Raw genomic sequence first — 23280 nt, forward strand, 5'->3', positions numbered from 1 at the left:
GACTCCTTATCTGATGTGGGGGGCAATATGCTGAGCGATCAGCTCAATGGAACGCAGCGTATCCCGGTGCGAAGGCTCGACCGAGTGCACCTGAAACGAAATATCGGTGGCGCGGGCCAGCACGCTGTCCTGCGCCAGGGAGGCAATAACATGCTCAGGATCGCCAACGTGGGCATCCAGCTGTTGCAGATAGTCGGTGACACTGTCACCTTCTATCGTATGACCCGCCGCCCGGTGCTGAGTCGCCTGCTTGCGCAGACCGGGCTCGGCGACCTGCAGGGCGTGGGCGTGACTGTCGGCGACGAAGGCGGTGCGCGAGGCGAGGATCCTCGGTGCAACGCCGTCCGGCAGCGCCGCCAGGTAGGCGTCGATGATCGGGTTCTGAATGGCGTCCAGCGGCAGGCGTGGCTCGCCGGACGGCCGTGGCTGAGTGCGGGACAGCATCAACCCGTGTCCCGCCTGACCGGCGCGGATGGCGCCCTCCGCCGAGAAGGTGGCGATCCAGATACGCTCCGCCAGCTGCGGCGCCGGCGGATAGAGACGGTTGTCCGGGTGGCTCAGCGTGTCGCCGCGCCAGGCGCTATGGATCAGGTGCAGATGGTCGGCAAACGCCGCCCCGCGCTGCTCGCTGGTCAGGCCGAAGGGCAGAAACGAGGTTGGCGTGCCGCCGGAGCCAAACCCCACCTCCAGACGTCCGTCGGTGAGTAAATCCAGTACCGCTGCGTCTTCGGCGACGCGCAGCGGATTTTCCATCGGCAGAGTGATAATCGCCGTGCCGAGACGGATCCGGTCGGTCTGTGCCGCGACGTGGGCGAGAAACACCAGCGGTGAAGGCAGGCCGCCTTCCTGTTCATGAAAATGGTGCTGGGCAATCCATGCGCTGTCGAAGCCCAAACGCTCCGCGTGGCGGATCTGTTCGGCCGCCAGCCGGTAGCGCGTTTGCGCGGAGCCCTGATCGAGCAGACGGGTAAAAAAACCGAGGCGTTTTGGCATTATGCGTTCTCCGTGTGGGCCTGTGCTAAGCGGGAGGAAACCTGGGGAATGGCGGCGATCAGTTCGCGGGTGTAGGCCTGCTGCGGGGCGGCGAACAGGCGGTTTACGTCGCCATGTTCCACCACCTGGCCGGCGCGCAGCACCGTGACGCTGTCGGCGATCCGCCTGACCGTCGCCAGATCGTGGGTAATGAACAGGTAGCTCAGACCCAGCTGCTGCTGTAGCTGCTGCAGCAGGGCGAGGATCTGCGCCTGAACGGTGACGTCGAGCGCCGAAGTCGCTTCGTCAAGGACCAGTATCGCCGGCTCGAGGATCAGCGCCCGGGCAATCGCCACCCGCTGGCGCTGGCCGCCGGAAAGCTCCCGCGGCGTACGCGACAGCAGCTCGGGGGCCAGGGCCACCCGGGCGGCAACGCTCTCCACACGCTGGCGACGCGTCGCCGCGCTGAGGCGCTCAAAGTTTTTTAACGGCTCTTCGATAATCGCAAACAGCGTCTGGCGCGGGTCGAGCGAAGCGAAGGGGTTCTGGTAGACAAACTGGATCTTGCGCCGCAGCTGACGCTGTGCCTCGCGGCTGAGATGCCCGGCGTCGATACCGTCGATGATGACCTGTCCGGCGTCGGCGCGCTCAAAGCCCAGCAGGATCCGCGCCAGGGTGGTTTTCCCGGAGCCGGATTCGCCCACCAGCGCATGGGTGCTGCCGCGTCTGACCTCAAAGCTGACGCTGTCGAGCGCCTGCAGCGCCTGTTTGCCCAGCGAGAAGCGTTTGCTGATCCCCTCCACGCGAATGGCCGGCGTGGCCAGCGGCCGGTGACGAGCCGCCGCCAGCCCCAACGGCGCATCCAGCAGGTCGTGGAGCAGCTGGCGGGTGTAAGGATGCTGTGGACGCTGGACAATCGTCTCGGTGGCGCCTTGTTCCTGAATCTCTCCCTGGCGAAACACCATGATCCGGTCGGCGCGTTCGGCGGCCAGCGCCAGATCGTGGGTGACAAACAGCACGGCGGTACCCGACTCGCGACGCAGGATATCGAGCAGGTCGAGAATGCGCTTCTGCACCGTGACGTCGAGGGCGCTGGTGGGCTCGTCAGCAATAATCAGATCCGGCTGCAGGGCAATGGCGATGGCTATCAGCACCCGCTGTTTCATCCCGCCAGACAGCTGATGCGGATACTGGTCAAAACGCTGTTCCGGGTGGCTGAGACCGACTTTAGCGAGCAGGTTAAGGGCCTGCTGTCGGCGCTCAGCGGCGGAGAGGGACTGATGCAGCCGCAGGATCTCTTCCACCTGCTGACCAATGGTTTTTACCGGGTTGAGCGAATTACCGGGATCCTGCGGGACCAGGCTGATGCTCACTCCGCGCAGGCGGTTCAGGCGTTTATCCGACCAGTCGCTAATCACTTCGCCATTGAGGACAATCCGCCCGGCATCCCGGCGGGCATTATCCGCCAGCAGGCCGATAATGGCCTGCGCGGTGGTGGTTTTCCCCGAGCCGGATTCTCCGACGAAGGCCAGCATTTCGCCGCGCTGGATGGAAAAGCTGATGTTGTGCACCACCTCGCGCCATTCGCCCCGCGAGCGGTAGCTGATGCGTAGATCTTCAACGGACAGAACGGTCATGGGCGTACTCCACTCCACTGGCGGCTAAGACGATTGGCGGCAAGGACCACGGCGACCACGGCGAGGCCGGGGAAGGTGGTCAGCCACCAGGCGGTTGACAGGTAATTGCGACCTTCGGCGATCAGTAGTCCCCACTCCGGGACCGGCGGCGGAGTGCCGTAGCCGAGGAAACTGAGGGTGGCCAGGGCCAACATCGCCTGACCGAACTGCAGCGTCGCGAAAGCAAGCACCGCAGTGAGCGAGTTGGGCAGAATATGGCGCCAGAAGACGGCGAAAAAAGTGCCGCCGCTGCCCCGGGCCGCCTCGACGTAATCGCTGTGGCGCACGCGCACCACTTCTGCTCGCGCCAGGCGCGCGAAGCTGGCGATAGCCGCGACGCCAACCGCCACCGCCGCATTCACCGTGCCGAAACCCAGCAGAATAATCACCGTGAGCTGCAGCAGCAGGGAGGGGATGGCCAGCAGGACATCGACCAGGCGCATGATGGTGGATTCCACGCGTCCGGCCAGCGCCCCGGCGAGGGTGCCAAGGGTGGTACCCACCACCAGGCCGATGGCGACGGCGATCAGCGCCGCCGACAGGGAATGCACCGCGCCGTAAACCACCCGCGTCCACAGGTCGCGCCCCAGCTGGTCGGTACCCAGCCAGTAGTGCGCCTGCGGCGCCAGGCGCTGAGCGCCGGGGATCCCCTCCAGCGGGTTAGCGGAGGTAAACCACTGTGGGGCAATGGCCATTAACAGGGCGGCGATCATCACCGCCCACGCCAGCCACAGGCCAGGCTGCAGGCGCACTCTACGCCACTCCGGGCGGCGGCGAACCGCGATGGTATAGTCGACCAGGCTCATTTCGCACCTCCGGTCTGTAAATGGAGTCGGGGATCCAGTCGCGGCATGACCAGGTCGACCAGCAGGTTGATCAGGACGAAACCGAGGGCGGAGATCATCACCACCGCCTGTAGTACGGCGATATCCTGGTTATTGACCGCCTGCTGGGTCAGCTGGCCGAGGCCGCTGCGGCCGAAGACGGTCTCGGTGATTAGCGCCCCGGCAATCAGTTCGCCGAGCAGCAGCCCGGCAATATTCAGCGCCGGCAGCAGGGCATTCCCCATCACATGGCGCCAGAGGACGCCCGTTTCGCTCATGCCCTTGGCGCGGGCGACCGCGACGAAGGGCTGAACCGCCACCTGATCCATGCTGCGCATCAGGATCTGCGCCAGCGGGGCGGAGATGGGCAGCGCGACGGCGATAACCGGTAAAATCAGTCCTTCCAGTGGGCCGGGATTGATCACCGGGATCCAGCGCAACTGAAACGAGAAGAGCTGGATCAGGGCGATACCCAACCAAAAGGTAGGTAGAGAGATAAACAGCACCGGTAGCGACTGCAGAAAATTGCTCAGCCAGCGCAGCCCCGGCAGCCGCGAGGCGAAAGCGAGGGCGAACGCCAGCGCCACGGCCAGCAGGAAGGCCGGCAGCGCGAGGCTTAAGGTATCCGGCAGGTTGCTGGCAATCAGACTGCTGACCGCCAGACCCGCCTGCAGGGAATAGCCGAAGTCGCCGTGCAGCATCGCCAGCAGCGTGTGCAGGTACTGGCGCCACAGCGGGCTATCGGCGCCGTAGGCCAGCCGCATCTCCGCAATTTGCGCCGGGCTCAGGCCGAGGTCCGGGTTCTGAAACTTGATCAGCACCGCATCCCCCGGCAGGACCTGCAGCAGGAAAAAGGTGAGGGTAAAGGCCGCCCACAGGACCAGCAGCCCCTGGCCGAATCGTCGCAGAAGATAAGCGCTCATAACCGGCCTCTTAGTGCTTGTCCAGCCACGCGCCGTAGAACGACGGACGACCGACGGCCTCGAAGCTGACGCCTTTGACCCACGGCGCGCCGGCGAACACCTGCGGCTCTTCGAAAATAGGGATCACATAGGCGTTATCGATCAGATAGCGCTGGGCGTCGCCGGTTAACTGCAAGCGCTGCTGCGGCTCAACCGCCGCGGAGATGCCGGTCAGCAGGTCATTGAGCTTATCATCGCGGAAGCGCTGCACTTTATCGCTGGAGCCGCCTTTCTGCAGCAGCGCATCGCGGTTGTTGGGGAAGAACATACTTTTCACCACATCCGGGTCGGCGCGGCCCACTTCTGAGACGGTGAGCGGGGTTTTCTGCGGGTCGAGGTTATCCAGCGTACGGCTACCGGCATCCCCGGCTTTGACCGTCAACGCCACACCCACCTGGCGCCACTGCTGGGCGATCAGCTGCAGCACTTCCTTATTTTGCGGCTGCGGCAGCGACTCATAGACGGTCAGCGCCAGCCGCTGACCGTCTTTGCTGCGAATACCGTCGGCGGCGGGCTTCCAGCCGGCGTCATCCAGCAACTGCCGGGCTTTGGCCTGGTCGAAGGTGAGTTTATCGCTGAGATTGACATAGCCGGCGGCAGAGCTGGCCAGCACGGAGGTGGCTTGCGGGTAGTTAGCGGAGAACAGCGTCTCCACCACCTGCCTGGCGTTGGTGGCATGGAGCAGGGCCTGACGCACCCGCAGGTCGGCGACCAGTGGGTTATCCGGGCGGAAGCTCAGGCTGTCGTTGACCCCGCGGGTAGGGGCAGCGTAGATCTTAAATCCCTGATCGGTCGCCTGCTTTTCATCGTAGGCCTGCACCTGGCGAATAAAGCCCGCCTGACCTGCCAGCAGCGCGCCGATACGCACGCTGTCTTCCGGCGTCACAATATAGGTGATGCCGTCGAGGTTAGCGGGCCCCTGCTGGGCAATGTTTTTCGGCCCCCACTGGTAATCCTTGCGCGCCACCAGCGTCAGCTCGCGGCCTGGTTTTTCATCCTGCACGACGAAGGGGCCGGAGCCGATAATATGTCGGGCATCGCCCAGCTCTTCAAAATTACGCTGCAGGGTGCTGAGAGATACCAGACCGGAGCCGATGGTGGCGGTTCCCTGCAGGAAGCCCGGCGACGGCTTGTTGAAGTAGAATTTTACCGTCAGCGGGTCGATCACTTCGCTGCGCTGGTAGTTATTGATGACCTCCGAGACGGGCAGACGATGGGCTTTATCTCCCAGACCATAGGTATCGAAGTTTTTGGCGACGGCGGCGGCGTCCAGCGGTGTGCCATCTGAGAAAGTGACCCCTTTGCGCAGGTGGAAGGTGTACTCGGTTTTATCGGCATTGCTGGTCCAGCTCTCGGCGATCCACGGCTCAATCTCCAGCGTTTTCGGGTTCTGCCAGGTGAGCTTGTCGGTTATCTGATTGAGAATCCCGCCATTTGGGTAAAAGCCGCCGGCGGGCGGATAGAGATTGGTGTGCGGTTGCTGCTCCAGATAAATTAAGGTGCCGCCTTTAACCGGCGTGTCGGCGGCCCAGACGGAAAAGGCGCCGGTGAGAAACAGCGCGGCCAGCGCGGGCAGGCGAAAATGACGATGCATGGTGAATTCCTTTGTTATCTATTGTGTTGCCATCATCGGGCGCGGCTAAAAACAAAGGAACCAAGGAATTGCGCTAAGCATTTGCGGAAATTGCATTTACTTCCCGGGTTGGGAAGCGAGAGGACGTGCCAGGGGGATCGCCTCTCCCGGACGGGAGAGGCGCGGGTGATTAGCTACGCAGATCGATAACCATACGGCCACGGATCTGACCTTGCTCCATCTCTTTGAAGATAGCGTTGATATCTTCCAGCGGACGCAGGGTGACTTTCGGCACCACTTTGCCTTCGGCGGCAAACTGGAAGGCTTCCACCAGATCCTGACGGGTGCCGACCAGCGAACCGACCACTTCGATGCCGTCCAGCACCAGACGCGGAATATCGAGGCTCATCGCCTCCGGCGGCAGGCCCACCGCGACCACGCGGCCACCGGCGCGAACGGCATCCACCGCCGAGTTAAAGGCCGCTTTGGCCACCGCGGTTACTACCGCAGCGTGGGCGCCGCCGGTTTTTTCCTGAATCACTTTCGCCGCATCTTCATTGCGGGAGTTGATGGTCAGGTCGGCGCCCATCGAGGCCGCCAGCTCCAGCTGTCCGTCGTTGACGTCGATAGCGATCACTTTGGCGTTAAACACATTCTTCGCATACTGCAGCGCGAGGTTACCCAGCCCGCCGAGGCCGTAGATGGCGATCCACTGGCCCGGTTTGATGTGGGAGACCTTGACCGCTTTGTAGGTGGTGACGCCCGCACAGGTGATGCTGCTGGCGGCGGCGGAGTCGAGGCCGTCCGGAACTTTTACCGCGTAGTTGGCGGTGACGATGCACTCTTCCGCCATGCCGCCATCGACGGTATAGCCGGCGTTTTTCACCGAGCGGCAGAGCGTCTCGTTGCCGCTGTTACAGTAATCGCAGTGGCCGCAGCCTTCGAAGAACCACGCCACGCTGGCGCGGTCGCCAGGCTTCAGGGAGGTGACGCCCGGGCCGACTTTTTGTACCACCCCGATCCCTTCATGGCCGAGAATGACGCCGGTTTTATCGCCAAAATCGCCGTTTTTCACGTGCAGGTCAGTATGACACACGCCGCAGCATTCCATTTTCAACAGCGCTTCGCCGTATTCCAGCGGGCGCAGCGTTTTTTCCGTGACGTTAACCTGATGGTCGTGGGTAACAACAGCTGCCTTCATGCCTGTCTCCTTGTGGGGGAATTGATTAACTTAATTAATGCAATAGTACCCAATAAGGATTAGACGCTGAGCGGTAAAATACAAGGCGCTTAGTACAGAATGTGGCTTTTTGCTACAGAGATAGCACAAAATTCAGACAACATCGCTATATTTGGTAGGTAATAATATTGACGCTGAATGGTCATGTTTTTGTCATCACTCGAATCTATTGTTTTGCGCATCAATTTCTTATAACAACAGAGTGATACAACAATGCATCTGGTAAAAACCATCCTCACCGCCGGTCTGCTTTTGTCCGCCGCCGCCCAGGCCCACAATGTGCTGGAATTTCCCCAGCCGGAAAACAACCCGGAAGAATTTTACGCCGTCACTGAGATCCCGACGGGCGGGATCATTAAGTACGAAACCGATGCTAAAACGGGGTTTATCGTCGCCGACCGCTTTCAGTCGATGCCGGTGGCCTACCCGGCGAACTACGGCTCGCTGACCCAGTCGCTGGCCGGGGATGGCGACCCGCTGGACGTGGTGTTTTATACCCGCGCGCCGATGGCCCCGGGCACGCTGATGAAGCTGCGGGCAATTGGTGTGCTGAAGATGATAGACGGCGGTGAGAAAGACGACAAAATCATCGCCGTACCGGCCAGTAAAATTGACCCGACCTACGACGACATCAAGACCATCTCCGATCTGCCGAAAATAGAACAGCAGCGGCTGGAGGCCTTCTTCCGGGTCTATAAAGAACTGCCGGAGGGGCGTAAAAAGGTCGAGCTGGCCGGCTTTAATGACGCCGCGGCCGCGAAGCAGGAGATCAAATCGGCCTGGGAGGCCTGGAAGGCGAAGAACCCGCAATAATATTCATCGCGGGCGCTGTCCGGCGCCCGCGGCATTCGCTTTCACGATCCCTATGGCGGCAAAATCACACGTCACACGACAACGCTTATCCCACCATATTGCATCTTGACGCAGGATGAAGGCGATGGTTGTATTGTACAACCATTTCATTTTCTGGACCCGCCGCCATGCCTGATACCCCCTTAATCCAACAGATTCGTACCGCCTCGCGGTTAATGGTGCGCGAGCTGGGCTTTATGAGCACCACGCTGGCCGCCACCCATTATTCACCTTCGGCGGTGCACACCCTGCTTGAGGTATCGATGAGGGGGGAGATGACGGCCGCGCAGCTGGTCACGTTGCTGGGACTGGAAAAATCAAGCGTCAGCCGGATGGTCTCTCGTCTGCTGGCGGCTGGTGAGCTGGAGGAGCGTCCTTGCGCGGAGGATGCGCGCGCGAAATCACTCGCCCTGACGGCAAAGGGGCACGATACGGTGGCGAAAATTAACGCCTGGGGGACCCGTCAGGTGGTGGAGGCGTTAGACCATCTGGATGAGACGCAGCAGCAAACTGTCGCCACTGGACTGGCGGCCTATGCCCGGGCGCTGGCGCAGTGTCGGGATAGCGCGCTTGCGGATACGGCTCCGCAAATTTCGCTGATGACCGGCTACCAGCCGGGGATGATCGGCCGGATAGCCCAGATGCACGGGGAGTATTACGCCCGTCATCATGACTTTGGCGCTTTTTTTGAAGGCAAGGTCGCCAGCGGCGTAGCGGAATTTGCCACCCGGCTCTCCTCCCCGGCCAACCAGATCTGGCTGGCGATCCGCGAAGGGAAAATCGTCGGCTCGCTGGCTATCGATGGCGAGGACCTCGGCCAGCAGGAGGCGCATTTGCGCTGGTTCATTCTCGATGACAGCTGCCGGGGAACCGGCATTGGCAGGCGGCTCCTCAGCGAGGCGATGGCTTTCTGCGATAGTCGCCAGTTTAGCGCGGTGCAGCTGTGGACCTTTAAAGGGCTGGACGCGGCCCGCAAACTGTATGAATCCTTTGGCTTCACGTTAATCCGCGAATGGCAGGGGGAGCAGTGGGGAAAGGTAATGACCGAGCAGCAGTTTACCCGGTCCGGAAACATCGGCTAAGGGTGTTGCGCCTTAGCCGGTGGGGGGACATGGAGATTACGTCAGTTGGTTAAGCAGGCGGGCAATCTCCTCTTGCCACTGTGCCTGCAGTGACGGCTTTTGATGTTTTGGCTTGCGGGCCATGTCGTCAGCCAGCCACTGCTCCAGGTCAATCAGCCGCGCCAGCAGCGCCTCCTCATCATCGTCAGCCCCGGCGGGTGTACTCTGCAAAGCGAGCCGACTGTCCGGGGCGGGCGCCACGGCCTGCAGACGGGCATAAACCTCCTCCAGGCTGTGCCACTCCGTTAGCCCGGCGCTGTCAATCAGCCAGAAGCGGTTACAGCTTTCGCTAATCAGCTGGCGGTCATGACTGACCAGCAGCACGCCGCCGGGGTAATCGCGCAGCGTCTGCGCCAGCGCCGCTTTACCCTCCATATCAAGATGGTTGGTGGGTTCATCCAGCAGCAGCAGACTGTAGCGCGCCAGCGACAGGCCAACGAACAGCAGCCGCGATCGCTCGCCGCCGCTGAGGGTGCTGACCTTCTGGCTATGTCTCGCCCAGCCAAACCCGGCGGCGATCAGCGCCCGTTTACGGGTGTCCGCCGACGGGGCAAACGGCGTCAGGGCCTCGAGCAGGCTGGCCTCGTCCGGCAACTGCGCCAGCGTCTGGTCATAGTAGCCGGGGTGCAGCCGGGGATGCAGGCGCAGCCCCGGGAGAGGCGATGCGTTGTTCATCTGCTGCTACAGCAGGCGCAGCAGGGACGATTTGCCGCCGCCATTACGTCCCATGATGGCCACGCGATCGCCGCTGCGCAGGCGCGCCACGCCGGTGGTGAAGAGGGATGGCTGACCCGGCGCGGGCGAGACGGGAAGGGTGTCCATCTCCAAAAGGCGGTCGGCCGGCAGGGCGTCCCCCTGTAACACCAGGCGCCACGGCGGGCCGACGCTGAGCTCGGTCTGCTCGTCTTTCAGGCGGGCGACCTGCTTCTCCATCTGTTTGGCTTTGCGGGCGAGATCTTCATTGTCATAGACCCGACCCCAGGTGGCCAGCCGCCGGGCGCTGGCGCTGACCCGGTCGATCTCTTTTTGCTCCGCCTTATGACGTAACGCGGCGCTTTCATCCTGCTCCTGCAGTGCCTGACGGGCAGCGCTGCAGGGCAAGGCGAAGCAATGTAGCGTCTGGTCACGGAGGATCCAACTCGCATTAGTTACAGCATCCAGTAAGGTGTTGTCGTGTGACACCAGCACGAAGCTCCCCTGCCAGGTTTGCAGGAAGCTTTCCAGCCACAGCAGGGTGGGCAGATCGAGATGGTTGCCCGGCTCATCCAACAAGAGCAGATCAGGCTGGCGGATCAGCGCCCGGGCCAGCAGCAGACGCGTGTGCTGGCCGCCGCTCAGGGTGGCGGTCTGCTGCTCCATCACCGCCGGGGTAAAGCCCATTTGCGCCAGCAGGCGCTCGGCCAGCCAGCGCTGTGCTTCCCGCGCGTCGGCGGGTAATGGGGCCAGCACCGCCTGCAGCAGCGACTGCGTATGCAGCGCCTCCGGCAGATGCTGTTCAACGCGGGCCATCAGACACTGACCGGCGAGCGAGACGCTGCCCGAGGTGGGCGCGAGGGTGCCGTCCAGCACCTGCAGCAGGGTGCTTTTGCCGCAACCGTTATGGCCGATGAGACCGATCCGGTCGCCTTTCTTCAGGGTGAAGGAGAGGGAGTTAAACAGCGGCCCAAAAGCCGTCTCCACGTGGAGCGCATGGGCAGTTAGTAATGTACTCATAGTCAACTTACTCAAGAGTTACAGGCATGCAAATGCCTCGTCAAAACTCGCTGACGATAACCCGGTAAGCCGGAGAGAAGGGGTTGCGTGAAGAGTCTTCGCTCAAGCCATAGTTATCGCAGCACGATACCGATAACGCTTGAGCTGGCGCAATTGCCTAAGGCATGTGAAACAATAAACATTTCACAATACAGCATGGGGGGCCTCCTTTTTTATTCAGTAAGTGGATGGGTGATGGCAGTGTAGTGGGGAAAGGGAAAGCGCGCCAGTGACAAAACTGGCAGGGGGGACCCGCCAGCTGTCACCTGCGCCGCCTTTGTCTACGATGCCGGGTTGGCGCAGAGGGCTTATGTGTTTGCCAGAACATGGTTGCAGAACCATTTTTTTGCTGGCTCATTTACGGTGCCTCCACAGGGACGGTGGCGATCGGGCGGGCAATCATGATTGCCGTTTCACTGAGCGCATTCAGATCGCTTACCTGAGTACACTGGCGGGCCATGACCTGCGAATCGCCGTCCGGAAACCAGCCCTCATTGAATGACAGGGTGTAAAACTGGGTATGCCGCTTGACTTCACAGCGCCAGGCGCGGCCAAGATTGTTTCTGTCGATAAGCCAGCGGGGATCTTTCGCTTCAACAAAAATTTCATATTTAGAGGGTTGAGTGACATGTCGATCTGAATTCGTTTTGCTCCAGAAAATGGCAGTGTAAGAAATGTTGTGTTTACCGTACTGAATACTGGCATCCCGACCCGGGGTGACCTCCGGGTGGAGGAAAATAAATATCCCGGCGGCAATCAGTACCATCAGCGGTAATATAGGATGCTGTATCGGCCGCCAGGGGATTTTACGTACCGCCAACAGCCAGACCAGGGTAATAATAAACACGTAGAGCAGAGCGAAGAAAAATTTACTCGGTTCATAGATGACGACATCCACCAGATCGCCGGTGGCGGGCTGATACTGTTCCGCCCGCGGGGTGAGCATCCACATATCACCGCTGAAGAGGCACATTCCGGTGATGATGGCGATACCGCCGATAAGAAACAAGACAATACGGATCAGAATCGCATTCGCTTTATTCGCGCCAGGGGTTAATTTTAGCATTTCACATTCCGTTGTGAGGGGGTGAGAAACAACTATTTTGCACAGCGGAGGGCGCGCGGCAAATGCTATCCGTTTTATATTTTTACGATGAATGTATATAGGCGGAAAAAACGTTTCTGTGGCTGGAGGTATTATTCTGACGTTATTAATAACCGGGCCGATATGTCGACCCGGTGACAGCGATTAAATCGAGGTGCGGCGATAATTGCGATATTCCGGTAGCCAGAAATTATCGCTGATCGCTTGCAGCAGCGCTTCGGCGGAGGTTTTCACCGCCACGCCTTGCTCCTGGGCCACCTTGCCGACCGCGAAGGCAATTGCCCGTGAGACGGTCTGGATATCCTTCAGCTCCGGCAGCACCGGACCTTCGCCGTTGTTGACCAGCGGCGAGTGCTGCGCCAGGGTTTCGCTGGCAGCCATCAGCATCTCGTCTGTGACCCGCGACGCGCCGGAGGCGATCACCCCCAGTCCAATACCCGGGAAGATATAGGAGTTATTGCACTGGGCGATGGGATACTGCTTGCCTTTCACGGTAACCGGGGAGAATGGACTGCCGGTGGCGACCAGCGCCTCGCCGTCGGTCCAGCTCAGGATATTCTGCGGCGTCGCTTCCACCCGTGAGGTTGGGTTGGAGAGCGGCATCACGATCGGCCGCGGGCAGTGCTTGTGCATCTCGCGGATAATCTCTTCCGTGAACAGTCCCGGCTGACCCGAGACGCCGATCAGGATGTTCGGCTTCACGTTGCGCACTACGTCCAGCAGGGACAGCGCCTCGCTGGTGGTATCCCAGCTCTGCAGCTGCTCACGCTTTTGCACCAGCTTGTTCTGGAACGGTAGCAGATTAGGCATGCCGTCGGTTAACAGGCCGAAGCGGTCAACCATAAACACGCGCTGGCGGGCCTCTTCTTCACTGAGTCCTTCGCGGACGATCTGGGCGATAATCTGTTCAGCGATACCGCAGCCGGCCGAACCCGCGCCGAGAAAGACGATTTTTTGCTCGCTCAGCTGGCTACCGGCGCCGCGGCTGGCGGCGATCAGCGTCCCGACGGTCACCGCCGCGGTGCCCTGAATATCGTCGTTAAACGAGCAGATTTCATTGCGGTAGCGGTTGAGCAGCGGCATGGCGTTCTTTTGCGCAAAATCTTCAAACTGCAGCAGCACGTCCGGCCAGCGGGCCTTAATCGCCTGGATCACGTCGTCAACGAACTGATAGTACTCGTCGTCGGTAATGCGTGGATGGCGCCAGCCCATATACAGCGGATCGTCGAGCAGCTGCTGGTTGTTTGTTCCGACGTCCAGCACGATAGGCAGGGTGTAAGCCGGGCTGATGCCGCCGCAGGTGGTGTACAGCGACAGTTTACCGATCGGGATCCCCATTCCGCCGATCCCCTGGTCGCCGAGGCCGAGAATGCGCTCGCCATCGGTGACCACAATCACTTTCACGTTGTGGTTCGGGACGTTCTGCAGGATGTCGTCAAGGTTATGGCGATTCTGGTAGGAGATAAAGACGCCGCGGGCGCGACGATAGATCTCGGAGAACCGTTCGCAGGCCGCGCCTACCGTCGGGGTATAGATAACCGGCATCATCTCTTCAAGGTGGTTGCCGATCAGGCGATAAAACAGGGTTTCGTTGGTGTCCTGGATGTTACGCAGATAAATATGTTTGTCGATTTCAGTTTTGAATCCCTGATACTGGATCCAGGCGCGTTCCGCTTGCTCTTCGATAGTTTCAACCACTTCCGGCAGCAGGCCGAGCAGATTGAAATTGCTGCGCTCTTCCATACTGAAGGCGCTTCCCTTGTTGAGCAGGGGGAATTCAAGCAGAACGGGACCCGCGTAGGGGATGTACAGGGAACGGTTTTTCTTATGGGTAAATTGCATCGCACTAACTCCTTGATCATGACCACAGTCCCGGCGCGGCGATAAGCGAAGGGCGGGTGGAAAGCAGCGGGCAGAGTATAGAGCAGAAGGTCTTCAAGCGGGTAAACAAGCAGTCAATTGCCATAAAAAAACACCATCCTGGCAACAGGACGGTGTTGTTTATCATCACTCAGGCTGAAAATTAACCACCGCGGCGTTTGCGGCCGGTAGCATGGATGTGGTTGATGGTGGTTTCTTCATCGCCTTCCAGCACCACTTTTTTCTGCCGGGAAAGCTTATAGTTCAGACCGAGAAGATGACGTGCCTGATGGTTCGATTTCATTCTGACTCCTTTATCCTGTTCTGGTTTCAAGGGCAAACCCGGTAATGACCGGATGAAATGTAACCCAAAGTCGGCCGCGCGTTTTTTGTGCGGCCACAGGTAGGGTGGTCCATTTTCTCGGTAATAGCAACCCTGGGTAGCCAGATTAAGAACAGTCCTCCTTGCGCGCCGCAGGGGTCACCACTTCATCTCACCGGTATTAACTTTGGCGCTTAACTCCAGCGAGCTGGTCTCCGCCAGGCCCGGCCACTGTGCCTCCATCGCCTTGATCACCCCGGCCGAATCCGAATGCGTCTTCAGCGCCTGCTCGAACTGCTGGAGATAAGTTTTTGTAAAGCGCACTGCGCTGTCTCCCTCCGGCGGGGTGCCGAGATAATGGCCCGGGATCACCCGCTGCGGGTGCAGGGCGATCATCTGGTCCAGCGTATTACGCCATTGCTGACGACTGGCCGGCGTCTGGGTGTCGGCGGTCCAGAGATGCATACCCCACGCCACGCCGGTGCCGCCGAGGATCGTTTTGTTCGCCCGGATCCAGACGAACGCCGCGTAGTCATGCGGCTGCATGATGGTCACTTTCTCGCCATCGATGGTAAAGCTGTTGGCCTCCAGCGCCTGCGGGACATACACCTGCGTCGGCGCGCCGTCTTTCATTTGCGGGCCCCAGTACGCCAGTTTGGCCGCTTTGGTGGCTGCAATATGTTTGACGACCTCCGGCGTGGCGACCACCTCCGCCTGCGGGAAGGCTTTTACCAGCGGCTCAAGACCAAAATAGAAATCCGGATCGCCAGAGGTGATCACAATCCGCGATAGCGGTTTGCCGTTTTTCTTGATCATCTCCACCAGCTTTTCCCCATCTTTGACGCTGAACTGCGCGTCGAAAAGTACCGCTTCATGCGGACCGGAAACGAGGGTCGAGTTGACGGCAAAAAGTCCTTTTTCCTGCGGGTTGTAAGTTTGCAGCGTCAGAGGCGCCGCGAAGACCGCGCCGCTGAACAGGGCGGTAGCAACAGCAAGGGCAGATAATTTCATGATTTATTCTCAGTAACAGGTGAATGCGTTCCATTGTACGGATTTCGCTATTTGATAAAATTCCTGAAACAAGAGATGCTGAGTTTCATAAAACGTGCAGATCAGGGGGAGTGATGGACAGGGTGATTGCTGCGCAGGTGTATCTGCGCATCTGCGAGCTGGGAAGTCTTAGCGCCGCGGCGCGGGCGCTGGGTATGTCGCGCCCGATGGTGAGCCGCTATCTGGAACAGATGGAGAGCTGGGCCGGCGCCCGGCTGATCCATCGCTCAACCCGGCGGCTGACGCTGACCCCGGCCGGGGAGAAGGTATTGCTCAAGACCCGCGGTTTGACGCGGATCGCCGATGAAATCGCCGGCGAGCGTCAGCGGGCCGATCCCAGCGGCACACTGCGCGTCGCCTGCGCGCACTTTACCGCCATGCAGCTGATCTCTCCGCTGCTGCCGGACTTTCTCGCCCGCTATCCACTACTGCGCCTGGAGCTGGATATCAATAACCATCCGGTCAGCCTGATCGGCGAGCGTATCGACGTGGCCATTCGCATTACCGACAACCCGGAGGCGGGGGCCATCGCTCGTCGCCTCGGAGTGTGCCGTTCGCTGCTCTGCGCCGCGCCGGGCTGGATGCGCCAGCATGGCCCATTGACGACGCCCGACGATCTGCAACGACATAACTGCCTGCTATACAGCCATTTCGCCAGCCAGCACTGGCAGTTCAGCGATGCGCAGGGGCGGGAAGCGTCGGTGGCGGTGAACGGTAATCTGAGCGCAGGGATATCTTCATTGCTGCTGGAGGCGGCGGTTGCCGGGTGCGGCATTGCGATGCTTCCCGAACTGGAGGCCCGGGGCGCGATTGCCAGCGGCACGCTGGAGGTGGTGCTTCCGGAGTGGACGCCGAAGGCGTTGAGCGTTTACGGCATCTATCTTTCCCGCGACTACCAACCTGACGGATTACCGCTATTTCTTGATGAGCTGCAGAGGCGTCTGGGAGAGGAGACTGGCCACGGCTGAGTCTTGGCGCTTCGCGCCCCGACAGCACCGGCGGAAGGCAATTCCGCCGGTAGGCTGACGTTGAGCTTTATTCGTTGCCCCACTGATTAAGGAAATTAGCGATATCGTCAATGCGGTCTTCGTTAATGGCCGCCTCGCGGGCCATTTCTCGCTGCGCCTCTTCGTCAATCTCTTCGTTATTAGTTAACCGCGCAATCAGCAGTTGGAAATAGCGCGCCAGCGCATCGCGTTCTTCATCCTTTACCGGCGCAGCCGCTTCGGTCTCGTATTCGTCCACGATGTCATAAAATTTCAGGGGGATGTCATTACTCATCTGTCGTCCTCAGGGGTGGCGTCGGGGCCAGGGTTAGCGCACAGCGGCGGGCGGACATCATAGCATGCGGCCAGAGTAACGGAGTGGAGGAAAGAAAAAATTGCCGCAACCGGGAGGCGAGGGGCCAGTATATAGCCGCAAGGGTTGGCCGGGAAAATACCGGCGCGCGCTGGCGCGCGTCGGTATGCCGGGAGGCTTAGACCACACCATCCCCGCCGTCAGAACACCACACCTGTCCGGAGGTATATGAGCAGGCATCGGATGCCAGGGTGACATACAGCGGGGCGATCTCTACCGGTTGTCCCGGGCGCCCCATCGGCGTGTCTTTGCCAAACTGTTTCACCTTCTCGTCCGGCTGGCCGCCGCTGGATTGCAGCACCGTCCAGTAAGGGCCAGGCGCTACGGCGTTCACGCGAATACCTCGTTTCGCCACCTGTTTAGCCAGCGATTTAGTGAAGATCGCGAGACAGGCTTTGGTCTGCGCATAATCGAGCAGGATCGGGCTGGGTTTATACGCCTGCACCGAGGTGGTATTGATAATCGCGCTTCCGGCCTGGAGGTGAGGCAGTGCGGCGCGGGTGATCCAGAACGGCGCGTAGACGTTGGTTTTGAAGGTAGCGTCGAAATCTTCGGTGGTGAGTTCCTCAAGGGTTTCGCAGTATTGCTGACGTCCGGCGTTATTAACCAGGATGCTCAGACCTCCCAGCTGTTCCACCGCGTCGGCCACCAGCGACTGGCAGAAGGATTCTGAGCGAATATCACCCGGGAGGGCGACCGCGGTGCGCCCTTCGGCTTTGATCAGGGCGATAACTTCATCCGCATCCTTTTGCTCTTCGGGCAGATAGTTTATCGCGACGTCGGCCCCTTCGCGGGCAAAGGCGATCGCCACCGCACGGCCAATACCGGAGTCGCCGCCGGTAATTAACGCTTTCTTACCGGCCAGTCGCCCGGAGCCGGTGTAGCTGGTTTCACCGTGGTCCGGGGATGGCTCCATTTCCGCATCCAGACCCGGCGGGGTTTGTTCTTGCTCCGGGAACTCCGGACGTGGAGCCGTCTCTTCTGGCAACATGGAGGTGGGTAACTTCTTCATTGGCGGTTTTTCATCTTGCATAGTCATCTCCTTCAGACAGAACGGGCCAGCTCTAAGAATAGGTCAGCTTCTCCTGGCGAAAGCCCCTGAATGACTCGCAACATCGCAGTCAATGGCCAACCGTAGGCGTAACGGTATGCCTTAACCGACTGATCCTTGGCGTATTTCGGGGGATAGCGTTGCGTTATTATTGCTGACGTTAAATTAGGATTATTCCATCCTTAATCAAGGACCGAGGGCTATTTTCGTAACGCGCATGATCTTTTTCTCAAGTTACGATGAAGGTGCTGCCTGAATAAACGATGAAGATGTTCATTAGCAAACCATGGTCTATAAGGTAATACCTCTTTAGGGGTAATATTTCTGGATATTGTGTTCCGCGAGATAAAGAAATATTTATTCATTAAATTGTTTGCATTTTTTTACAAACGGCCGTTGGACGTTTCTGTTTTACCCGCCGGTGAACATAACCTACGTCAAATAAAGGAGTTGTGTGAGGTATATTTTATCTTACCGCTTCGTTAGTAAAGCTTTATTTTGTCAGTGCGCGGATGGGTATCTGAAATTAATTTGACTCCTGCAGGCATTCCTCTAGTGTTAGATATCGAGGGCGATGATTTGTAACAGGGTCATTTTCCATTTACCAACCGATATTGATCAAACCAAAGGTGAAAATTATGGCAGAGCATAGAGGCGGTTCAGGTAATTTTGCAGAAGATCGTGAGAAAGCATCCGAAGCCGGGCGTAAAGGCGGACAGCACAGCGGCGGGAACTTTAAAAATGATCCTGAACGTGCATCCGAAGCCGGTAAGAAGGGTGGTAAGAACAGTCATGGCGGCGGCCGTAAATCCGGTGACAGCTAGCGACTGATGAGCTGTGACGTCGACAAATCGGCGTTGAGACAAAACCTGTGGGCCAGATGGTCCGCAGGTTTCTGCATATTCAGGGTTTATTTCTCTATAACGACATTCATTATCCGCGATGCGGGGGAACTAAAAGGTGAGGAGGAAATCGCCGCATCACTAGCAATAAAAGAAGGCCGCAGCGGCAATAAATTAGCCGGACGGTAAAGACAGAAAATAACGGAACGGGACAATACGCAACGCTGTTTTCTTTTTTATGCTTAGGCAAAAGAAAGACATTTTCAGCGTAAGGTTTAGCGCCTGACGCTGCGGTCAGAGCGTCGATAAAATGGTCGCTCAATATTGTTCGGTCCTAAGGTAATAAAATGAAGTTGACGCCAGTGTTTATTAAGCGCTGTCATCTTGTCGCCGCCGTTATGTGGGTGGGTCTGGCGATACCCTCGTTGATCTGGTGGAAAGACAGCGTACTGTGGGTCATTCTCATCAGTATTTATGCCAATATTGTTGGCCATTTATCCGGATATAGCGCAGCGCGAGCTGACCAGGCGGCGGAAGAGAGTGAAGATTCCACGTCAAAATAAAAGGTTAATGATCAGAGGTGTATATGACTGATATTGAAAATTATCACAACTGGCTTCGCGATGCGCATGCCATGGAAAAACAGGCTGAGTCGCTGCTGGTGGCCACCATCAGACGCCTCGATAATGAACCGCAGTTACGCACCCGCCTTGAACAACATCTCTATGAAACCCGACGGCAATTGTCCGCCCTGCAGGATATCATCGCCCGCAACCATATTTCCCGCTCTGCGCTGAAGGATGCGATGAGCCGGGTGGCGGCGTTAGGACAGACCATTGGCATCATGCTGCCCGGTGATGAGGTTATTAAAGTGATTATCACTGCCTACGTTTTTGCCCATTTTGAGGTCGCCTGCTATACCGCTTTATTAACGGCGGCGAAAAGAGTAGGCGACCACAGCGCGATGCACACACTGGAGGGTATCCTGGCTGAAGAGAGAGGAATGGCTGATTGGCTGCTCCATTATCTGCCAGCGCTGACCGGGCAATATCTTATGGATACCGATATGCCTGGCGTTGAGGCCGGGCATTAAGCCGCCGGAGAACGCTATGGTCAAACGGCAAACCATCGCGCTCCTCGCCGCCGAGGAACAGATTCCGCTGGTATTAACCGCCAGGCAGCAGGCGCTGGTGGACGCGGTAGCGAACAGGATGCTACCAGCGGAACGCAATCCCGTATCGCCTGTCGGCAAACCGCGCGCGAAGGCCAGGGCGGGGTCCGGATCGCGCTGAGGCGGCTGACAGGGACGGGCAGAACGCGAGGTGAGAGTGATGCAACGGGAAGAGTGGTTTCACAGAGCGGTCATCTATCAGGTTGACAGTTCGCTCTTTTATGATGCCAATGGCGATGGTTTTGGCGATCTCGCGGGCATTCGCCAAAAGCTACACTACATTCGCAGCCTGGGAGCGACGGTGCTTTGGCTAACTCCGTTCTATCTCACTCCTCTGCAGGATGATGGCTATGATATCAGCGATCATCTGCAGCCCGATCCGCGGTTCGGCACTATCGCTGACGTGATTGAGCTGATTGCCCGCGCCCGCGAGCTGGGACTGCGGGTGATCGTTGAGCTGGTGATCCAGCACACCTCCGCGCAGCACCCGTGGTTCCAGGCGGCGCGACGCGATCCCCGGTCGCCGTGGCGGCCGTATTATCTGTGGGCGGATCGGCCGCCGGAAAACGACGATCCTCCCATGTTTCCCGGCGTTGAGGAGAACGTCTGGCGCTGGGACGAACAGGCTGGGCAATATTATCGCCACATGTTTTATCACCACGAGCCCGACCTGAATCTCGCCCATCCGCCGGTGATCGCTGAAATCGAAAACATTATCACCTTCTGGCTGCAGGCTGGGGTGTCTGGCTTTCGTCTCGATGCCGCGTCACATCTGGTCAAGCAGGCCGGAAAGGGCGACGAGACGCGCGGCTACCCGCTGCTGACCCATCTCCGGCAGGTTGTACAGCGCCTCAATCCCGATGCGATACTCCTGGGTGAAGTGGACGTCGCGGTAGAAGATTACCGTCATTATTTCGGCCAGGGCGATCGGCTGCAGATGGTGCTTAATTTCTGGCTTAACAAATACCTCTACCTCAGCCTGGCGCAGCAGCGCGCCGCGCCGGTGGTGAAGGCCCTGCAGGCGATGGTGACCCCGCCGGACGGGTGCTGCTTCGTCAACTGGCTGCGCAACCATGATGAACTGGATCTTGAGGGGATTGGCGAGCGCAACAAGCGCCAGGTTATCCGCACCTTTGCCCCTGATAAATCGATGTCCGTTTACCAGCGCGGGGTACGCCGAAGACTGGCGCCGATGCTGGACGGCGATACCCGACGCATAGCGTTAGCCCATGCTATCCTGCTGGCGCTGCCCGGCGTGCCGGTGATGCGCTATGGCGACGAGATTGGCATGGGTGATGATCTCTCCTTACCGGAGCGCTACGCGGTTAGAACGCCGATGCAGTGGTCGGCCGCGGCCAACGCCGGCTTTTCCCGGGCGGCGCGGGATGATTTGCCGGTAAAACCGGTGGCCAGCGGGCGGTTCCGCTACCAACGGATCAATGTTGAAACGGCGCTGCGCCATCCCAGGTCGCTGCTGCATCGGGTACGCAATATGGTATTGGCGCGCACGGAATATACTGAACCGGGATCCCTCCCTTTTACTCTCCTTACCCTAAAGCCCGACGCGGTGCTGGGCTTGCTCTATCGCAGCGAATCGCGGGAGGTACTGATGCTGGCCAACTGCAGCCAGCAGGCGGTAGAGGTCCTGCTCCCGCCGCTGGCCGAGGGCTACTGGAGCCCAATTCTGGAAGATAAGCTCTATCAGGATGGGCTGCACGGCGGGAAAGATGCGCGGCTGGCACTCTCCGGGTATGGTTACCGTTGGTTCAGCCGCAGCCTGAGTTAGCGCCGTTTTCCGGAACGACGGAACAACGCCCGCAGCGCCATCGTCGCCACCGCTACCCCGACGCCGGCGGCGACTTTACCCGGGAGATCGGCGCTGATGGTGACTGCTTTACGCCGTGCGCCATCGTTAAAGGGGCCGTGGCCCGGATGATTGCCGCGCACCGGCGTGAACAGGTCGTCCTGTTGGTCTGACGACTTTGGCTGACCGGTAAACTGTCCCTCCCACGCTTTTTTCACCATCAGCCGATCGAGCAGGCGAGGGAAGAAGACCTGGCCGAGGATCGACTGGATGGTGCTTTTTCCGACCCACAGCTCGTTGACCGGGCGCTGGATGACGCTGTAAATAGCCTCGGCGGCGACTTCCGGCTGATAGACCGGGGGCACCGGCTGCATGGCCTGATCCATTTTGTTTCGCGCCCAGCCAAACTGGGCGGTGTTCATCCCCGGCAGTTGCACCATGGTCAACTGGATGTGGCTTTTCTCATGCATCAGTTCGGTTCGCACGGCATCGGTAAAGCCGCGGATCGCCGCTTTCGCTCCGCAGTAAGCCGACTGCAGTGGGATTGAACGCCAGGCCAGCGCCGAGCCGGCCTGAATAATCACCCCCCGATCCCGGGGGATCATGACCTCCAGCGCCGCGCGGGTGCCGTTCACGTACCCGAGATAGGTCACCTCCGTCACCCGGCGAAACTCCTCCTCGCTCATCTGACGAAAGGGCGCCAGCACGGTGGTCATGGCGTTGTTGATCCAGACGTCGATTGCCCCGAGGGTGGTTTCCACCTCGGCGGCGGCGCGCTGCAGCGCCCCGGCATCGACGACATCGGCGCTAATAGCCAGCGTTTTAATGCCAAACCGTTCACAGGCCTGTCGCGTCTCCTGCAAACCCGTTTCGTCTCGGGCGATCAGCGCCACGTGATATCCAGCGCGGGCGAAACGCAGCGCGGTAGCTTTGCCCGCTCCCGCGGTTCCACCGGTAATAACCATCACAGACATAGTGACCTCATTATGTTTTGGCTTTCACAATATTGACTGTACGGATCGGTTAATTATTTCTCACCAATGGCAATGACGAGGTGGGAAATATCCTGGAATAAGCGCAATGTGAATCAGGCGGCATCTCCTGGTTAGTTTCGGCAGATCCTACATACTTCGGCGAAGGCGTTCTATAATTTATAGGATCCCTGACAACCAGCGAGGAGGAAAAATGTTAATGTTGAACGTTGTTAACGGTGAAAAAGAAGAGGATGACGCCACTCGCGCTCCGGAATCAGGTGATAAACAACCGGAGCGTGATAAATAGCGAAGCCGATACTATTCCTGCTCAGGAATAATGGATATCTGGCCGTTACGCTCGAGAATAGCGAATTTGATCGCTTTCAATTCATAAATGCCATGGTGCTGCCTGGCCGCCAGCAGGATATCATCGACAGAGATATTGACGAGCTTAATCTTCTCGTCGATGACAGCACCATTTTCCACCACGATAACCGGCGTACCATCGAGAAAATTTTCTGCCTGAGCAAATTTTTTCTTAATATAGCCGAACAAAATATCAATACTAACCAGGGTGACGATAGTCAGCATCGACCCGGTAACCGAATAGTCTGTGCTGAGCATCGCCTGCTGGGTGGCTTCGCTGATAATCAGCAACAGTATCAGGTCAAAGTTGGTTAATTGCATCAGGGTTCTTCTGCCGGCAATCTTAAAAATAATCAACAAGATCAGATAGATTGCTGCGGCTCTAAGGACCATTTCCATAGCGA

The 23280-nt window shown here is 59.0% G+C and carries 22 protein-coding genes and 4 pseudogenes; 10 read left to right on the plus strand and 16 right to left on the minus strand.

The annotated features are described in order from the left end of the window. Window positions 1-6: 6 nt before the first annotated feature. The 6 genes from IB144_RS12415 to adhP form a co-directional block, all read right to left on the minus strand. A complete protein-coding gene (locus IB144_RS12415; protein WP_004184178.1) occupies window positions 7-993 on the minus strand; it encodes a putative FMN-dependent luciferase-like monooxygenase in 987 nt (328 codons plus the stop codon). Beyond that, a complete protein-coding gene (locus IB144_RS12420; RefSeq protein ID WP_004200039.1) occupies window positions 993-2609 on the minus strand; it encodes an ABC transporter ATP-binding protein in 1617 nt (538 codons plus the stop codon). The genes IB144_RS12415 and IB144_RS12420 overlap by 1 nt, the downstream gene beginning before the upstream one ends. After that, window positions 2606-3454 carry an ABC transporter permease gene (locus tag IB144_RS12425; protein ID WP_040222431.1) on the minus strand — a complete coding sequence of 283 codons (849 nt, stop codon included), beginning with the start codon at window positions 3452-3454 and terminating at the stop codon, window positions 2606-2608. Before IB144_RS12425 ends, IB144_RS12420 begins: the two co-directional genes overlap by 4 nt. Then, window positions 3451-4395 carry an ABC transporter permease gene (locus tag IB144_RS12430; protein WP_002906228.1) on the minus strand — a complete coding sequence of 315 codons (945 nt, stop codon included), beginning with the start codon at window positions 4393-4395 and terminating at the stop codon, window positions 3451-3453. Before IB144_RS12430 ends, IB144_RS12425 begins: the two co-directional genes overlap by 4 nt. Window positions 4396-4405: 10 nt before the next feature. After that, window positions 4406-6028: a TIGR04028 family ABC transporter substrate-binding protein gene (locus IB144_RS12435; protein ID WP_002906226.1), complete on the minus strand. Its 1623-nt coding sequence runs from the start codon at window positions 6026-6028 to the stop codon at window positions 4406-4408. A 169-nt stretch (window positions 6029-6197) separates the two neighbouring features. Further along, a complete protein-coding gene (gene adhP, locus IB144_RS12440) occupies window positions 6198-7208 on the minus strand; it encodes an alcohol dehydrogenase AdhP (RefSeq protein WP_002906221.1) in 1011 nt (336 codons plus the stop codon). 252 nt (window positions 7209-7460) lie between these two features. On the opposite strand from adhP, the gene IB144_RS12445 reads away from it, so the two are divergent. Next, a complete protein-coding gene (locus IB144_RS12445; RefSeq protein ID WP_065888670.1) occupies window positions 7461-8060 on the plus strand; it encodes an inorganic diphosphatase in 600 nt (199 codons plus the stop codon). A gap of 314 nt (window positions 8061-8374) precedes the next feature. Beyond that, window positions 8375-8464, plus strand: a pseudogene (locus tag IB144_RS12450) (helix-turn-helix domain-containing protein); the annotation flags it as partial. Between the two features lie 315 nt (window positions 8465-8779). Here IB144_RS12450 and IB144_RS12455 read toward each other — a convergent pair. Beyond that, window positions 8780-8923 (minus strand): annotated as a pseudogene (locus IB144_RS12455) (hypothetical protein); the annotation flags it as partial. On the opposite strand from IB144_RS12455, the pseudogene IB144_RS12460 reads away from it, so the two are divergent. Further along, window positions 8855-9181, plus strand: a pseudogene (locus IB144_RS12460) (GNAT family N-acetyltransferase); the annotation flags it as partial. The pseudogenes IB144_RS12455 and IB144_RS12460 sit on opposite strands and share 69 nt — an antisense overlap. A 36-nt stretch (window positions 9182-9217) precedes the next feature. Here the strand turns inward: IB144_RS12460 and IB144_RS12465 are convergent. From IB144_RS12465 to IB144_RS12475, 3 genes and pseudogenes are all read right to left on the minus strand, one after another. Further along, window positions 9218-10933, minus strand: a pseudogene (locus IB144_RS12465) (ABC-F family ATP-binding cassette domain-containing protein). Window positions 10934-11330: 397 nt separating this feature from the next. Next, entirely contained in the window at window positions 11331-12038 is a 708-nt protein-coding gene (locus tag IB144_RS12470) for a hypothetical protein (protein WP_032418916.1), read from the minus strand. A gap of 183 nt (window positions 12039-12221) precedes the next feature. Continuing rightward, complete coding sequence (locus IB144_RS12475; RefSeq protein WP_002906125.1) at window positions 12222-13919, minus strand: NAD-dependent malic enzyme; 1698 nt, start codon at window positions 13917-13919, stop codon at window positions 12222-12224. Between the two features lie 56 nt (window positions 13920-13975). Between IB144_RS12475 and IB144_RS12480 the strand changes: the two genes are divergently transcribed. After that, on the plus strand, window positions 13976-14104 hold the full coding sequence (locus IB144_RS12480) for a hypothetical protein (protein WP_002906122.1): 129 nt from the start codon (window positions 13976-13978) through the stop codon (window positions 14102-14104). Here the strand turns inward: IB144_RS12480 and sra are convergent. After that, entirely contained in the window at window positions 14101-14241 is a 141-nt protein-coding gene (gene sra, locus IB144_RS12485) for a stationary-phase-induced ribosome-associated protein (protein ID WP_004143727.1), read from the minus strand. The two genes, IB144_RS12480 and sra, sit on opposite strands and share 4 nt — an antisense overlap. A 177-nt stretch (window positions 14242-14418) precedes the next feature. Further along, window positions 14419-15270 carry a Vmh family MBL fold metallo-hydrolase gene (locus tag IB144_RS12490; protein ID WP_004189881.1) on the minus strand — a complete coding sequence of 284 codons (852 nt, stop codon included), beginning with the start codon at window positions 15268-15270 and terminating at the stop codon, window positions 14419-14421. A 113-nt stretch (window positions 15271-15383) separates the two neighbouring features. Here IB144_RS12490 and IB144_RS12495 point away from each other — a divergent pair, with 113 nt between their 5' ends. Next, complete coding sequence (locus IB144_RS12495) at window positions 15384-16277, plus strand: LysR family transcriptional regulator (protein ID WP_032418917.1); 894 nt, start codon at window positions 15384-15386, stop codon at window positions 16275-16277. Window positions 16278-16344: 67 nt separating this feature from the next. On the opposite strand, the gene IB144_RS12500 is transcribed toward IB144_RS12495, so the two are convergent. Together IB144_RS12500 and IB144_RS12505 are read right to left on the minus strand one after the other, a co-directional pair. Next, entirely contained in the window at window positions 16345-16590 is a 246-nt protein-coding gene (locus IB144_RS12500; RefSeq protein WP_002906114.1) for a YmjA family protein, read from the minus strand. A gap of 196 nt (window positions 16591-16786) precedes the next feature. Further along, window positions 16787-17701, minus strand: coding sequence for an SDR family oxidoreductase (locus IB144_RS12505; RefSeq protein WP_004151242.1), 915 nt, complete (start codon window positions 17699-17701; stop codon window positions 16787-16789). Between the two features lie 656 nt (window positions 17702-18357). Between IB144_RS12505 and IB144_RS12510 the strand changes: the two genes are divergently transcribed. The 5 genes from IB144_RS12510 to IB144_RS12530 all read left to right on the plus strand — a co-directional run bounded on the left by IB144_RS12510 (window position 18358) and on the right by IB144_RS12530 (window position 21518). After that, on the plus strand, window positions 18358-18543 hold the full coding sequence (locus IB144_RS12510) for a general stress protein (RefSeq protein WP_004143718.1): 186 nt from the start codon (window positions 18358-18360) through the stop codon (window positions 18541-18543). A gap of 365 nt (window positions 18544-18908) precedes the next feature. Then, window positions 18909-19124: a hypothetical protein gene (locus IB144_RS12515; RefSeq protein ID WP_004143717.1), complete on the plus strand. Its 216-nt coding sequence runs from the start codon at window positions 18909-18911 to the stop codon at window positions 19122-19124. A gap of 23 nt (window positions 19125-19147) precedes the next feature. Then, window positions 19148-19654, plus strand: coding sequence for a ferritin-like domain-containing protein (locus IB144_RS12520; RefSeq protein ID WP_004151243.1), 507 nt, complete (start codon window positions 19148-19150; stop codon window positions 19652-19654). A 16-nt stretch (window positions 19655-19670) separates the two neighbouring features. Next, on the plus strand, window positions 19671-19853 hold the full coding sequence (locus IB144_RS12525) for a hypothetical protein (protein WP_046654051.1): 183 nt from the start codon (window positions 19671-19673) through the stop codon (window positions 19851-19853). A 39-nt stretch (window positions 19854-19892) separates the two neighbouring features. Then, window positions 19893-21518 (plus strand): alpha-amylase family protein, encoded by a 1626-nt coding sequence (locus IB144_RS12530; RefSeq protein WP_046654053.1) that lies wholly within the window; start codon window positions 19893-19895, stop codon window positions 21516-21518. Here IB144_RS12530 and IB144_RS12535 read toward each other — a convergent pair. Continuing rightward, window positions 21515-22510 carry an SDR family oxidoreductase gene (locus IB144_RS12535; RefSeq protein WP_004151245.1) on the minus strand — a complete coding sequence of 332 codons (996 nt, stop codon included), beginning with the start codon at window positions 22508-22510 and terminating at the stop codon, window positions 21515-21517. The genes IB144_RS12530 and IB144_RS12535 overlap by 4 nt on opposite strands. Window positions 22511-22828: 318 nt before the next feature. Next, window positions 22829-23275, minus strand: a complete 447-nt coding sequence (locus IB144_RS12540) for a YetF domain-containing protein (RefSeq protein WP_004148482.1) — start codon at window positions 23273-23275, stop codon at window positions 22829-22831. Between the last annotated feature and the right edge of the window lie 5 nt (window positions 23276-23280).

It is taken from the genome of Klebsiella sp. K4 (genome assembly GCF_014596785.2).
GTDB lineage: Bacteria > Pseudomonadota > Gammaproteobacteria > Enterobacterales > Enterobacteriaceae > Klebsiella > Klebsiella pneumoniae.